The 14,862-nt window shown below is 29.8% G+C and carries 13 protein-coding genes and 1 pseudogene; 3 read left to right on the plus strand and 11 right to left on the minus strand.

Annotation, left to right across the window (positions count from 1 at the left end; genetic code table 11):
- Positions 1-160 precede the first annotated feature (160 nt).
- The 3 genes from ybaK to norA form a co-directional block, all read right to left on the minus strand.
- Complete coding sequence (gene ybaK, locus HMPREF3125_RS06115) at positions 161-643, minus strand: Cys-tRNA(Pro) deacylase (protein WP_017637343.1); 483 nt, start codon at positions 641-643, stop codon at positions 161-163.
- 107 nt (positions 644-750) lie between these two features.
- Positions 751-1,236, minus strand: a complete 486-nt coding sequence (locus HMPREF3125_RS06120; RefSeq protein WP_070452531.1) for a hypothetical protein — start codon at positions 1,234-1,236, stop codon at positions 751-753.
- Between the two features lie 357 nt (positions 1,237-1,593).
- Positions 1,594-2,754 carry a multidrug efflux MFS transporter NorA gene (norA, locus tag HMPREF3125_RS06125; RefSeq protein ID WP_017637345.1) on the minus strand — a complete coding sequence of 387 codons (1,161 nt, stop codon included), beginning with the start codon at positions 2,752-2,754 and terminating at the stop codon, positions 1,594-1,596.
- Positions 2,755-3,079: 325 nt separating this feature from the next.
- On the opposite strand from norA, the gene HMPREF3125_RS06130 reads away from it, so the two are divergent.
- Together HMPREF3125_RS06130 and HMPREF3125_RS06135 are read left to right on the plus strand one after the other, a co-directional pair.
- Positions 3,080-3,697: a DUF1361 domain-containing protein gene (locus HMPREF3125_RS06130; RefSeq protein WP_029056448.1), complete on the plus strand. Its 618-nt coding sequence runs from the start codon at positions 3,080-3,082 to the stop codon at positions 3,695-3,697.
- Positions 3,694-3,972 (plus strand): hypothetical protein, encoded by a 279-nt coding sequence (locus HMPREF3125_RS06135; RefSeq protein WP_070452534.1) that lies wholly within the window; start codon positions 3,694-3,696, stop codon positions 3,970-3,972. Before HMPREF3125_RS06130 ends, HMPREF3125_RS06135 begins: the two co-directional genes overlap by 4 nt.
- A gap of 71 nt (positions 3,973-4,043) precedes the next feature.
- Here the strand turns inward: HMPREF3125_RS06135 and HMPREF3125_RS06140 are convergent, their stop codons facing one another.
- From HMPREF3125_RS06140 to HMPREF3125_RS06165, 6 genes and pseudogenes are all read right to left on the minus strand, one after another.
- On the minus strand, positions 4,044-5,417 hold the full coding sequence (locus HMPREF3125_RS06140; RefSeq protein WP_070452537.1) for a cryptochrome/photolyase family protein: 1,374 nt from the start codon (positions 5,415-5,417) through the stop codon (positions 4,044-4,046).
- Positions 5,418-5,639: 222 nt separating this feature from the next.
- Positions 5,640-7,196: an SLC13 family permease gene (locus tag HMPREF3125_RS06145; protein ID WP_017638395.1), complete on the minus strand. Its 1,557-nt coding sequence runs from the start codon at positions 7,194-7,196 to the stop codon at positions 5,640-5,642.
- A 181-nt stretch (positions 7,197-7,377) separates the two neighbouring features.
- Positions 7,378-8,325: pseudogene (gene mdh / locus HMPREF3125_RS06150) on the minus strand (malate dehydrogenase).
- Positions 8,326-8,426: 101 nt separating this feature from the next.
- Positions 8,427-8,735: a hypothetical protein gene (locus HMPREF3125_RS06155; RefSeq protein ID WP_070452540.1), complete on the minus strand. Its 309-nt coding sequence runs from the start codon at positions 8,733-8,735 to the stop codon at positions 8,427-8,429.
- A 27-nt stretch (positions 8,736-8,762) separates the two neighbouring features.
- Complete coding sequence (locus tag HMPREF3125_RS06160) at positions 8,763-9,671, minus strand: aldo/keto reductase (protein ID WP_017638398.1); 909 nt, start codon at positions 9,669-9,671, stop codon at positions 8,763-8,765.
- A gap of 63 nt (positions 9,672-9,734) precedes the next feature.
- Positions 9,735-10,661 carry a CobW family GTP-binding protein gene (locus tag HMPREF3125_RS06165; RefSeq protein ID WP_017638399.1) on the minus strand — a complete coding sequence of 309 codons (927 nt, stop codon included), beginning with the start codon at positions 10,659-10,661 and terminating at the stop codon, positions 9,735-9,737.
- Between the two features lie 224 nt (positions 10,662-10,885).
- Between HMPREF3125_RS06165 and HMPREF3125_RS06170 the strand changes: the two genes are divergently transcribed.
- Entirely contained in the window at positions 10,886-11,329 is a 444-nt protein-coding gene (locus HMPREF3125_RS06170) for a global transcriptional regulator MgrA (protein WP_029056442.1), read from the plus strand.
- Positions 11,330-11,462: 133 nt separating this feature from the next.
- On the opposite strand, the gene cydC is transcribed toward HMPREF3125_RS06170, so the two are convergent.
- Together cydC and HMPREF3125_RS06180 are read right to left on the minus strand one after the other, a co-directional pair.
- Entirely contained in the window at positions 11,463-13,142 is a 1,680-nt protein-coding gene (gene cydC / locus HMPREF3125_RS06175; protein WP_070452543.1) for a thiol reductant ABC exporter subunit CydC, read from the minus strand.
- Complete coding sequence (locus HMPREF3125_RS06180) at positions 13,139-14,776, minus strand: ABC transporter ATP-binding protein/permease (protein ID WP_070452546.1); 1,638 nt, start codon at positions 14,774-14,776, stop codon at positions 13,139-13,141. Before HMPREF3125_RS06180 ends, cydC begins: the two co-directional genes overlap by 4 nt.
- Positions 14,777-14,862 lie beyond the last annotated feature (86 nt).

A 14,862-nucleotide genomic window follows, 5' to 3' on the forward strand; every position in this document is an offset into this window, starting at 1 on the left:
TTATAATGAGTACGCTTACAAATTTCAATCATAAATTGTCAAAATCAATCAAAAACAATCATTTTGTGACAAAAATAACACAGAAATATATGTAATCGTCAAAATTCAACTTATTACAACATATTTCTGTGTCATTATTATCATTTTATATTTGTTTTTATTAATTTTGGATGATTGGCTCTACTTTTGCATTTGTCATAGAAATTAAGTCTTCCACCCCTATAATCATTTGCATACCTCTTTGTCCACCACTTACGTATACTTTATCGAGTTGTCGTATAGATTGATCTATAACAGTAGGAAATAAATGTTTCATTCCTATAGGTGAACAACCACCTCGAATATATCCAGTAACTTGCTTCAATTGATCTAAAGGCATTAAATTTAACTTTTTCTCGTTTACAACGTGGGCAGCTTGTTTCATGTCTAACGTTTCATTTACTGGTATGACAAATACAAAATGATTATGGTTGGCATTTTCTAATACAAGTGTTTTATATACTTCTTCTACTTTAGCATTAACAAGTTTGGCTATTTGTTCACCTGTTTGGTGTTCTGCAGTCACTTCAAATATATTAGTTTTATAGTTAACTTTCGCTCTATCTAACATTCGCATTGCATTCGTTTTTTTCGTTTTACTCATTATGTCACCTCTAATATTACTTTACTAATCGCATTTCATTTTACCACTAATACGTTATATATTGTAAACGCAAAAAATAACACATACTCTTTTAAAAAAAGTACGTGCTATTGTATTTCTGAATGATTTGCCCCTACTTGCCCATTACCATTCACTGAGATATTTGTTTGTTGATTTTTCTGTTGATTCACATATAAATACTTTGAATCTTGTTGTTGTTGATTAACTTGTTTTAAATCGTATTGTTCATCTAAATGTTTATTTGCATAATTAATTGCAATAACTTTGCGTTCTCTTGGCGTAAAGTCAGTTTCTGATAATCTATGATTGTCTTTTTTTACATATGTAGTCTTTTGATGTTTTACATCGTTATTATTATTATTGTCATTTTTTTCAGAAGCTTTGGCTGTTTTAAAGTCAGTTATTTGAGTTGTTTTCTCTATAACAGAAAGTTTATTTGCTTTTGAAAATGTACAAATGGTTTGATGTACTTTAGCTAATGCGTTTTGATTCGTTGCTAAAAATATTAAACCAATTAAACAAATAGTCAAAATAACTGCAAATATACTCAATAATAAGTTTTTCAAATTCATCCCCTTACCCACATTTCTTAATTGATTTTTGTCTATCTTAACATAGTCATATTCAATTTCAGTTATGTAGGTCACAATTTAAATAGATTGTAATATTTGTAACAGTATTATTACTAAAGTTGTTATTTTTGTTACATAAAATCATTAAAAAACGAAATAACTCGATTTGATTCTTTATTTTAATCTATTTTTTACATCAAAATTTATTTCTTTAGTTTCTAATTGTTCGAATACTATATCAAAAATTTAAAAAGTTTTACTATTTTAAAAAGGTGCTATGTTTTCAAAAATACCAATTTATCAAAAAAGCTGTTCACGTACATCAAAAAGTACAATGAACAGCTATCATTTTAAAATTTACTTTTGAGTGATATTTTTTCTAACTACTTTTTCAATAAATATAATGACAATACCACTTAATGATACAGCTATTGCCATATATAAAGGAAATTCTATGTTCACATCAAATAAGGCACCAGCTACTAATGGTCCCATAAAATTCCCCATACTAGTAAATGTTGAATTGAGTCCGCCTGCAAATCCTTGACGATTACCTGCTATATTTGAAAAATAATTTGTAATAGCCGGTCTAATCATGTCAAATCCTATAAAAACAATGAAACTAATTAGCATTATAGTCCAATAACCTTGTGCAACAATAAGCATCACTAGAACGATTGCTGAATATAATAATGACCAAGCTATAAAGTTTAACTCACTAGTATACTTCATGAATTTATCAAAGAAGAAAACTTGGAATAGTGCGCCAAAGATACCGCCACCTGTGATTGCAATTGAAATATCTTTTGGTGTGTAACCTATTTTGTCTGATGTATAAAGTGAAAATAGTGTTTCAAATGCTGATAATCCGAATGCAAGCACTAACGTTAGAATTACTGGTGTTAAGAAAACTTTCCAATTAATTTTAGTTAATAATTCTGGATCATATTGTGGGAAACCAGCAGTTGTGACTTTTTTCGGATTGTGAATAACAATCAATGACATAATAAATGCGATAATACCTAGACCACCTGCAAAGTAGAAAGGTAATCTATGTGAAATCTCTGCTAAAAATCCCCCAAATCCAGGTCCTAAGATAAAACCAGAATTAATAATCGCAGACATATAACCAAAGTTTTTTGCTTTATCTTGCGATGGTGAAATATCGGCAATAAGACCGGTAACACCCGGCATAACCATACCTGCACTTAGTCCACCTAAAACACGTGAAATAATTAGGATTGAAAATGAATGACCCATCGCAAACATAAATTCAGAAATTGAAAATAAGACTAGACCTATACATATAATTAATTTTTTTCCTAATTTGTCTGCTAATCCACCACCAAAAGGTGAAATAATCATTTGCGCTAAAGCAAACACAGCAACTAGTATACCTAAATCGCTACCTTTTAACCCTAAATCTTTAAGATAAACAGGTAGTACTGGAATAACCAGTCCAATTCCTAAGAATATTAGAAATATATTAAAGTAGAGTGTAAATAATTGTTTTCTCATAATGGTGTCCCCCTCTCTAACAATGCATAAATTACTTAATATGACATGATTCGTTTAAATAAATTCTTATTATACATGAAAGATTTGTTTTAAAAGTCCGTTCATTGTAATACATTTTCAAAAAAATTAACAGTAAGGCGTTTTAATAATGTAATCATTTAATTCCAATCTTATTTTACTATAATAAATATTTAACTTTCATACTCTTTTAGTTGATTACTGTTACTCATAGCGATATTATTAAAACTCAAATATTTTTTACGCTTTAAAAGAAAAAAATATTAAATCAAATTTCAAAAACGATGTTATGAAAGTAGTGTTTATCATGCAACCTCGATATATAGCAAGAATCTATTTTATCATTCTATTTACTATATCCTTGTTCGAAACAAAAATATTCAACTTTATGACTTTAAATTTATTTTTAGCATATATTCCATTTGAATTGTGTTTATTATTAAAGCTATTTAAACCTATGAAGAAATTTGAATGGCCATTATTTGTCATATTTGGAATGATCTTTTTATTACTTGTTCCAAATACCTTTTACATGATTACTGATTTAATTCATTTAAACCAATTTCAATTCAACTTCTTAATTGGATTAAACTTAAAAGAATGGATTTTCTTTACTTATTTAATGCTAGGTGTCTTTTTAGCAATGTATGTTATGATATTGATTTTCATGGAAATCTTACATTTTACAACACATATTTGGTTGAACCGAGCATTAGTTATTATTCTTATGTTTTTAAACGGTTTAGGTATTTACATGGGTCGTTTTTTAAGAATTCATACTGTTTATTTAATCAATGAACCCCTTAAAATCTTTTACGAAGTTATAAGTGTGTTTAATCTTAAAACATTTATATTTGTATTATTAATGGTCATCATGCAATCAGCAATCATTTTATTTGTAAAAGGAGTTCGACTACAAAAATGATTTTTAACTTACTTATCTTATTGGCAATTATTGTAATTATGCAGCTCATTATCGGACATTTTATTCACGATATTGGGTTTAGCTATGCTAAAAGTATTATTTTAATGTTTTTACCTCTCGGAATAGGATTGTTTATTTTACAAGTTTTTTATTATGAACGACGTTTTCCTAATTGGAATGTTCCATTAGGCGTTAAATTACGGTTAAAATATATGTATATTTTAACGTTTTTCGAATATGTAGCAGTGTACGTTTGCTTATTTTGGCTTAAATAAAATCTCATGGTTGTTAATAGTAATGACATTTTGAATATTGCACTTCAAAATACTACTATTAACAACTTTTTTTATGACAATGACTTGAATAATGACATTACTCGCTCGCGGCTATCGTTATGATTCACCATTTGTTTAGGGTAATCTTGACCTAATTCAATCCCTTGCTGCTTCAATTTCTTTTGATTTTTCTTGGTATCATGCAATAACTTTGCATCGACATCATTAAAAACGGGTAACCATCTTTTTATATATAATGCTTTAGAATCAAAACGTTCACTCTGTCTCATCGGATTAAACATTCTGAAATATGGCACGGCATCTGTACCAGTTGATGCAGACCATTGCCATCCATGAACATTAGACGCACTATCATAATCAATCAGTTTATCTTTAAAATATGCTTCTCCCCATGTCCAATCTATTAATAAATCTTTAGTTAAAAATTGAGAGGTTACCATTCTCATTCTATTATGCATATAACCAGTTTGATTGAGTTCTTCCATTGCAGCATCAATAATTGGAAAACCTGTTTCTCCATTTTTCCATTTTGTAAACTGATGTTCATTATTTACCCAATCAATGTGTTGGTATTTTTCTTTAAATGCTACATTTGCAGTTTCTGGATATTGCGTCATTAATACATAATAAAACTCTCTAAAAATTAACTCTCTTATAAAAGCTTCATAATTTGATTCATCTATGTCATAACCTTGTAGTAAATCATTAAATACTTGAATAATATCAATAAGACCATATGCCAAAGCAATGCTAAGTTGACTGGTCAATACTTCAGGAAGATATTCTCTATTTGAGTCATAATTTTGAATATCATGTTCTAAAAAACTTTGCCATTGTTGCTGAACGTCTTTTTCTGATAATCCTCTATCTTCAACATCCAATTTCAATTTCTTTTCAGACGTTGATGTTTTATTGGCTATATCTTTTAATTTGTATTGATCTATTTTTCTTTGCATGACGTATGGGCGCCATTTTTTATAAAAACTTGTAAACACTTTATATGGTTCGCCTTGATTATTAAATGTTTTCTTCGGATTAAAATAATGTTGTACTCTTATGGGTTGGACTTCAATTGAAGCTTTATTGAAATGTTGTTTTTGATGAGGATAGTCATATTCTTCTTTATGATAACTCATAATATCACTAGCCATAACAACCTTATCCAACTCTTGTGACTCACAAAATTCAATTAATTGATCGTAATCAATCATATTTACTGAAATATGATTGTTATGTAATTCATTTACAAATTTCTTTAACGTACCTTTATAAAATGTCTCTTTTAATTGTGAATGATCTCCAAATTGCTCTACAGGAATGATAAACACACATGATTCAATATCATCTAAGCGCTGATAAACATACGCTAATAATGGATTATGATTTATTCTAAAAACTCGATTTAATACAACACCTATTTTCATTCTATTGTTACCACCTATTATTTTTTATAGTTTGTTTAATACCCTACTATGAGTTTAATTAATACATTTAAAAATAATAAATATATGCTGCAATCAATAATAATGAAGTAAATAAAAATCCAAATATTAAAATAAGCTTGAGAACAATAGTTGCTCTCAAGCTCTTATAAATCATAGCTCTGATATTTTCCAAGAAATAAAACAAAACCTATAGCTATATTTTTATACTAAACCTAACCATTTCCAGTAAGTTAAACTGAAAATAATAACAAGAATGTATCCAACAATAGTTAATGGAATACCTGATTTCAAGAAATCTTTAACAGTAAATGTGTCAGTTCCGTATGCAAGCATGTTTTGAGGTGCACTTACTGGTAATAAGAATCCAAAACTAATAACAAATTGTTGTATTAATACAAATCCAATAGATTGATCTCCTAAATGTAACGTAGATGTTAGTGAAATAAAGACAGGAATCAATGCAGAAGATAAACTAGTAGCACTCGCAAATCCTAAGTGTATTAAAATATTAAATAATGTAATGAGTGCTATTGTCGCAATAATTGGTAATCCTTTAAGTCCCATCAACCCGAATGTTTGGTCACTTAACCATTGTGCGGCACCTGTTTTTAACAATACATTACCTAATGAAATACCAACACCAAATACAATAATTGTGCCCCAAGGTATTTTCTTTTCTACGCCTTTCCAAGTAATTACACCAACTTTAGGCATCAACATAATACCTAATGCTATTAATGTAATTGAAGCAGAATCAATAGGATGTAATACCTTTTCAGTTGACCAAAATAGTAATAATAAAACTGAAATAATAATTAAACGCCATTCACGAGGTTTAACAGGACCTAATTGATTTAATTCTTCTTTAATTAGCGCTTTCCCACCCTCAATAGATTCTCGTTCTGGCGGCATGACTTTTATCATAATAAAATAAAGGGCAATAGACATTAGTATTGACCATGGTGCAGCATATAAGAACCATTCGCCCCATGAAACGTCATGGCCTAAATTTTGGTTAATAAAATTAATTGCAACAATATTTTGTGCTGCAGCTGTTTTAATACCTATATTCCAAATCGAAACAGCTTGAACAGATGTAATAATTAAAAGTGAAGCAAGTTTACTTTCTTTTGATACTTTAAATGCTGCGATCATACCTAATAATATAGGTACTACAGCTCCTGCTCTTGCAGTTGCAGAAGGAACAAAAAATGCTAGTACTATGGAAACAAGAATAGCACCAATAACAATGTTCTTTGTTTTATTTCCAACAATAGATAATACTAATAATGCTAAACGTTTGTGTAAGTTCGTTTCTTGCATAGCAGCTGCTAAAAATAATGCTGCTGCAACTAAGGCTACTGCAGATGTAGAGAAACCACTAAACGCTTGTGTTAAAGCATTATTAGTCCCTAACATCTCACTACCTTTTATAATAGCATCACCATTTTTGGGATTACCTAATTGTTCTGATAAGTTTTGAACTGGACTAAACCCAAGTAACAGTATGATTAAACCTAAAATTAACGTCGCTGAAACAGGGTAAGACACCGCTTCTGTCACCCACATAATTACTGCAAATGCTAAAATAGCTAAAGCCATTTTAGCCATAATAGGCAACCCAGCTGGTGTAGGTAAAAGTATAATGGCAATTAATATAACAAAGCTTACAATTATCCATATAGGCTTATAGCCTTTTTTCTCTTTCTTACCTGGTTGGTTATGAACATTCTGGGAGGATTGTTTTGCTTTAGACATGTGCACCTACTCCTTATTATCATTATCTTGTTACTATAAATTATATCAAGAAAACGCTTTATCCAATATAACCAATTACAAAAGACACACAATACTCAATTTTCAAAATAAATATTATACAACTAACTAAACTACACTCAATTAAATGTTTTAATCTATGTTAAATTTAATTGGAAATGAATTATTTTAGTTTGTATTTAAGCGTTTCTTTAACCTTTTCCACTGATAATGCTGATTTATCCAATTGTTCACGTTCAGAATCACTTAAATTCAACTCAACGATATTTTCCACACCATTTCTTCCTAATTTCACAGGTAATCCTAAACAAATATCGTCATATCCATATTTACCTTGAGCATACGTAATTGCTGCTAATATACGATGCTTATCTTTCAATATTGTTTCAACCATTTCATAAACCGCTGCAGCAGGAGCATAATAAGCTGAACCATTTCCTAACAATTGAACTATTTCAGCACCGCCTTTGCGTGTTCTATCAACAATCTGTTCTATTATATTTTGTTCTAATAATTCAGCTATTGGAATGCCATTGACTTGAGTAGAATTGATTAATGGCACCATTGTATCGCCATGTCAACCTAATACTAAGCCTTGTACGTCTTCAACAGAAACATCAAGTTCTTTGGCAATGAATGTTTGATAACGCGCACTATCTAATACACCGGATTGTCCTAATACTTTATTTTTAGAAAATCCAGAAGCAACTAATGCAGAGTATGTCATAGCATCTACAGGATTAGTTAATACTATGATAATGGCATTCGGTGAATATTTAGCTATTTGTTGTGCACTAAGGTGAACAATATCTTCATTAGTTTGTATTAAATCATCTCTACTCATTCCTGGTTTTCTAGCAATTCCTGCAGTTATGACTACAACATCTGAATCTTGTATTTCAGAATAATCAGCAGTTCCTTTAATATCTACATTAAAATTAAATATTGGAGCACTTTCTAGTATATCTAACGCTTTACCTTTAACCACATTTTCAGACTGTGGTCTATCAACAACAACTATGTCAGCGCTTTCATTTTGAGCCAAAATAAAAGCCAATGTAGAGCCAGTTTGCCCTGCACCAATAATCGAAACCTTATTTCGTTTATTCATCCTGCACACTCCCCAATCATTAAATATTAAAAAATAAAACTCTGATATTTCAATATTATTATAACATTGAAATATCAGAGTTTTTTAGTTGTATGTGTAATTTATTTTTTAATTTGACCAAAAATTTCATGATTTATACCAAAAACATATAACAGCGTAAAGAATGCTGCTCCGCTTAATATAGTTAACACAAGCGTTAATATGAGTGTACGTTTAAAGTGACATATAAATGCAATAAAAAGTAGTCCTAAATTATACGCAAATAACAATCCGAATAAGGTCATTGTCACTAATATCTCGGGATAAAAAATATTGCATAATAGTACAATGACTGCAAATATTAAATAAGGAATCATAATTAAATTACGTTCAAATTTAAGTTGTTTCTGTCGTTTATCTTCATTATTCATTCTTTATAAATCCTTCCTAACATTTAATTATAAAATATCTCGACCTAATGCCGCAGTGTATATATCAAACCACTCTTGATCAGTTAATTCAACATTTAATCCAGCAGTAGCTGCATCAATTTTTTCAATAGATCGTGTTCCTAATATTGGCATCACCTCATTAGGATGTCTAATTAACCAAGCTATCATAATAGCAGAAACGTTCACTTGATATTTATTTGCTAAAGGTTCAATGACTGACATGAGGCGTCTACTTTTATCGTCAGAAGTATCAAACAGCTTACCTCCCGCAAAAGGACTCCAAGCCATCACTTTAACTTGATTTTGATACATTTTATCCATTACACCATTATGTAGTATATCTGTTTGATATGGTGACAATTCAAGTTGATTGATACTAATGTGCAACTTATCATGATTAAGACTTTGTTTTAATAAATCATATTGCGTTTCATTAAAGTTAGATACTCCAAATGATTTAATTTTACCTTCATTAACCAATTCTTTTAGAGCATCTGTAATTTCATCGGGATTCATTAATGGTGACGGTCTATGAATCAATAAACTATCTAAATAATCTACATTTAATCGTTCTAATGAATGATTTACTGACTTAATAATGTGTTGGTGGCTATGATCATATCGGTGTCCATCTGTAAATGTTTGAGTTTCAGATGGTAAAACAATACCGCATTTTGAAACAATTTGTATTTGTTCACGCAATTGTGGTGATAATTTTAATGCTTTACCAAAAAGCGTTTCATTTTGATAATCGCCATAAATATCTGCATGATCCATAGTTGTAATACCACGTTCTACAAGTTGATTAATAAAACGATTTAATGCTTGATCTGATAGTTGCCATTCATTAGCCCGCCAAAATCCTTGCACAATTTTTGAAAAATGAACATATTGGTTAATTTGTGTTCTTTCCATTATAATCACGACCCTTATTTTTTATAATGTATTCACTTCAGTTAGGAACAGTTGAAATTTAAATTAAGTAAATTGTAACATATCCAATTTATTTCTGAGTCGATTTACATCTATATGTTCTCCTATAATCACTATCGTTAATGGCATTTCTTTAGCTATAGCCCCAAAGTCTGGCAAACCATATGAATATTGAAACTCAATTGTTTCATTAGGATTGTCTCTAAATTTTAAATAACCTTTTAATCTCAATACATTTTTCGGTAATTGCATAATAAATTGGTAAAATAATTGTCGGTCAATAGGACTAGTAAACGTATATTTCATACTAATAATACCGTGATGATGGTGATGTTGATGAAGTTTTGTTGTTTTATCTGTTTGGTTTCGAAGTTGACTGATGTCAAACTTTCCATAAGTAGTCAAAATATGCGGTGCACTCGGATTAATTTTATTTATTTCGTTCTCTATTTTATTTATTTCTTCAGAATCAACGCAATCCATTTTGTTAATGACTAATAAATCACTCATTTCAAGTTGCTCTTCCATTAACGTTTGTGTGGAACTAGTGTAATCATTCCTATTTAAAAATCTTTCAACATCCACTACACTTATAATTTGTGGCATGTCTATATTATCAACTATGGTTGGATCTTGACATGCAGCAAAGATTTCGATAGGATTAGCGACTCCTGTTGCTTCTATAATAATATGATTACAATCATCTTTTTGAATTAAAGATTGAATTTGATTAATTAAATCAGTTTTTAAGTCACAACACACACAACCATTAATAATTGATCGTACTTCTATATTTGAATCTAAATTTTGACTATCTACATCAAATGAGCCAAATTCATTCATAATCACTTTTATTTTCTCATCAATTTTTAATAATTCACTAATATAATGTGTCAGTAACGTAGTTTTACCACTACCTAAAAAACCGCTTATGATAGAAATTGATATTTTTCTAGATTTATTATTTTTCATTGTAAAATTCCTTTTCTATTACAAGTATTTTTAAAAATGATAACATAAATATTTAATTATCTTTTTGCTTGATTTAACGATAGATATCTTCTAAACTTTAAACATACTTTAATTTTAGCATGACATTGAATCACAGTGTGTTGTGAATTATATTCCGCACAACATAGACGGATTCCAATCCGAATAGAGAGAAAAACGGATAGAATGTCTGGAGGAGAACTTTAATGTCTGATCAACATAATTTAAAAGAGCAACTATGCTTTAGTTTGTACAATGCACAAAGACAAGTAAATCGCTACTATTCAAACAAAGTCTTTAAAAAGTACAATTTAACTTACCCACAATTCCTTGTATTAACAATTTTATGGGATGAATCTCCCGTAAATGTTAAAAAGGTTGTGACTGAACTAGCACTTGATACTGGTACAGTATCCCCACTATTAAAACGAATGGAACAAGTTGATTTAATCAAACGTGAACGTTCCGAAGTCGATCAACGTGAAGTATTTATTCACTTGACTGATAAAAGCGAAAAAATTAGACCCGAACTTAGCAATGCTTCTGAAAAAGTTGCAACTGCTTCATCATTATCACTTGATGAAGTGGATGAACTTAACCGTCTTTTAGGTAAAGTCATTGATGCATTTAATGAAGCTAAAGATAATTAATTAAGCTTTTGTCATGGTAATTTAAAGTTAAAGGTTAGAATCAAACACTTTCAAAGTATAAAAATGCTCTAAAGTACATCTCAGTGCTTTAGAGCATTTTTATTTTTCTAGAAACTATCAATCACATTTTTACTCATTGGTTCAATTGAGTTATTTTATATAAATATCCTTTATTTTGGATAAGTGAATGATAACTACCTGCTTCTTTGATTTCACCGTCTATCATAATTAAAATTTTATCAAAATATGGTAATAAACGTAAATCATGCGTAGCAACAATTAATGTTTTAGCTTGTTTATCAATTAATGTCATCAATTGATCCGTACGATGAGTATCTAGACCAGTAGTTGGCTCATCTAAAATCCATATATTAGCTTGATTTTTTAATAATAAACGTGCCATGCTTAATCGTTGAATTTCTCCGCCTGATAAAGTATTTCCATCCATTGTTATTTCCTGATTTAAAGCTAAATGACTCAAATTTAACGCTTTTAACGTATGTCGTATAACATCTTCATCACAATCTGTCAGTAAATTGTCTTTGATGGTTCCGTCGAATAATTGTTGTGATTGTAGTAATGCATTGATTTGATGATATTTTTCTTCTTCTTTAATTTGAAATACATCTGTTTGATTTAACGTTACCTGTCCGCTGCTTACTTGATATAATCCTAACAAAACATGTAATAGCGTACTCTTACCGCTACCAGATGGACCGATAATAGCGACACGTTCACCTTCTTTAATATGAAAAGAAACTTGATTCAATACTGGTAGTTCTTGATTGACATATTTAAATGTTACATCTTTTACTTCATATAAATCATGTTCATTAGTTTTGTCTGAATCTGTATATAGATGTTCTTTGGATATGTCATCGTTTTGAATAACTTCATTAATTTCTGATAACGATTGATCTGTATCTGCTTTATAAAAAGCTACATTACTCATTGGTACAGCTTGTTCAAACAAAGTTAATATCATTAATACAATACTGGTTAAATATACAACATCTAAAGAGTGTGTATGGACTTGAATAGCGCCCAAAACTAATGTAGCAAAAATTGATATCATAGCAATGATATTTAGTAAATAATCATAAACAGTTAAAAATCCCTGTTCTTTACTTTGCAATGCATCATATTGTTGTAAATGTTGTAATACATCATTCTTATAATCTTCGTCCTTATTAAAGCGTTGTAACTCTTGAAATCCTTCACGATAATCAAAAAATCTTGTTAAAAATTGTCTTTGTTGGTGTGATACTACTGTCTTCAATTTACGTGCCCTTTTAGCACTTAAAAATGGAACAAGCCATAATGTCAATATCATACTCGCTGCAATTAATATTGCATGTGCTGGGGAGATGAATAAATATACTGCTATCGTTATCAATGCAGTTATTCCTATGACAATAGGCGGATAATAAACTCTTAAGTATATGTTTTGTAATGCTTCTACTCTACTTACCATACGTGAAATTAAATCGCTAGAATTATATTTTCGATAAACATCTGGTACTACTCTAACTAGTCCTTTAAAGAATTGTGTTCTTACATTTCTTAACATAGTAAAGGTCGTACGGTGAGAATATAATCTTTCATAGTATCGAGATATCGCTCTTAAAAAACCAAATAGTTTAACCGAAACAACTAACACCATTAAAGCATATAATGGAGCTCCTAACGCACTTTCAGTAACCATATATCCACTTAGAAAGAACATCGCTAAAGCAACTAAACTCCCCACGACACCTATAGCTATTGCTATTACTAAATCTTTATCAATTTTAAATTGAATTCGTGACTTCATGATTCATCACCATTTTCTTTAACATTAACTGAAATATTTTTATCATTTTTAATAATCTCACCATCATGTATGTATAAACGTCGTGTTGCTTGTCTAATTGTGGAGTCTCTATGAGCAATTATAAGTTGCGTCGTTGCTTTAAATTGATGATGCATCACGCTTTGAATCACTTGTTCCGTTTCTATATCTAAACCAGTTGCTGGTTCATCAAGTATGACTAAGTCTGGTTCCATTACAAGTAAACGACACAATTCAATTCTTCTCATCTGCCCACCAGATAACATTTCTCCACCATCACCAATTAGCGTATGGATTCCATTTTTTAAAGATTGTACCTTTTCTTTTAATTGCACTTGCTCTAATGCTTCTAAAATAATGTCATCACTAACGTCATTAAACATTGAAATATTATCTTTAATTGTGGCAGTAAAAATGTATGGACGTTGACTTAAAATACCTATTTGCATTTGATCATATTTATATGAGACATGACCTTCTGTAGGTTTAAGAGATTGACTGATTAATTTAGCAAAGGTAGTTTTACCTGCCCCACTTGGTCCAACTAATGCGATGTGTTCATGTTCATTAATATCGAGAGTGACATGTTTAATTGAGAAGTCATTCCCCTTTTCATTACTATATTTAAACATGACGTTGCTTAAGCTTATAAGTGGGGATTGGTTTGTATGATAATAATTTATAGGTACACTATTTTCTGATGTACTTTCTAAATATTCAAATACAACATCACTTGCACCTTCACTTTGTTTGCCCGTATGAAACGCTTGTCCTAAATCCTTAATGGCATTATAAAATTCTGGAGCTAAAATAATAGCGATTGCTGCTGTTTTAAAATCAATCGTATGAAAAACAACGAGACTCAGTGCCGCTTCTAATGCTACAAGTCCAATTCCTAATAAGCTGATAAACTCTAACATTAAACTTGATAAAAATGCACTTCTCAAAATTTTCATTGTTAAATCTCTAAAATGTGTACTATCTTCATAGATTTTATTTTCCGTTTGTTTAGTTCGGTTAAATAATTTTAGAGTGATTAATCCTTGTGTCATATTGAGAAATCGTTGTCCAAATTGATTTAAATAAGTCATTTGATTCTTAGATTCATCACGAGTTTTCAACCCAAATATAATATAAAATAATGGAATGAACGGTGCAGTTATGATCATTATCAATGCTGTGTTTAAATGAACAAAGCACATCGCAATCATAATAGCTAAAGGAATCATCATTGACTTAAATACTTGCGGCAAGTAACTTTGATAAAATGGCGCAATACCATTTATTGTCTCTGTTAAAAGTGTCATTTCCTCACCAACTGATTGTGTTGATTGGTGGTGAATCACTCGTTGACGCAAGTCATGTTTAACTTTAATAGATAAACGGTTACCTAATAATTGATTACAAAAATTCAAAGTTGCACGTATCATCAATACTACAAAAATAAAACTGAGTATAATCATTGGCGATTGTTTTACTTTAAATAACATTATATTTAAAAAGTCTGCTATTGCTATATTCTGTAAAACTACAAATAATGCTAACAATATACATACTATTAGCATTAATGCAGGATAAATTTTATACTTAAATACTAATTGCATTAATTTTTTCACTAGATATTCACCTGATTTTTATTATAATCTCTATATTAAAGATTGAAAGATTAATGTACAACGATAGTGCTTTTGACAATTATATG

Source organism: Staphylococcus sp. HMSC13A10 (genome assembly GCF_001808005.1).
GTDB classification, from domain to species: domain Bacteria; phylum Bacillota; class Bacilli; order Staphylococcales; family Staphylococcaceae; genus Staphylococcus; species Staphylococcus pasteuri.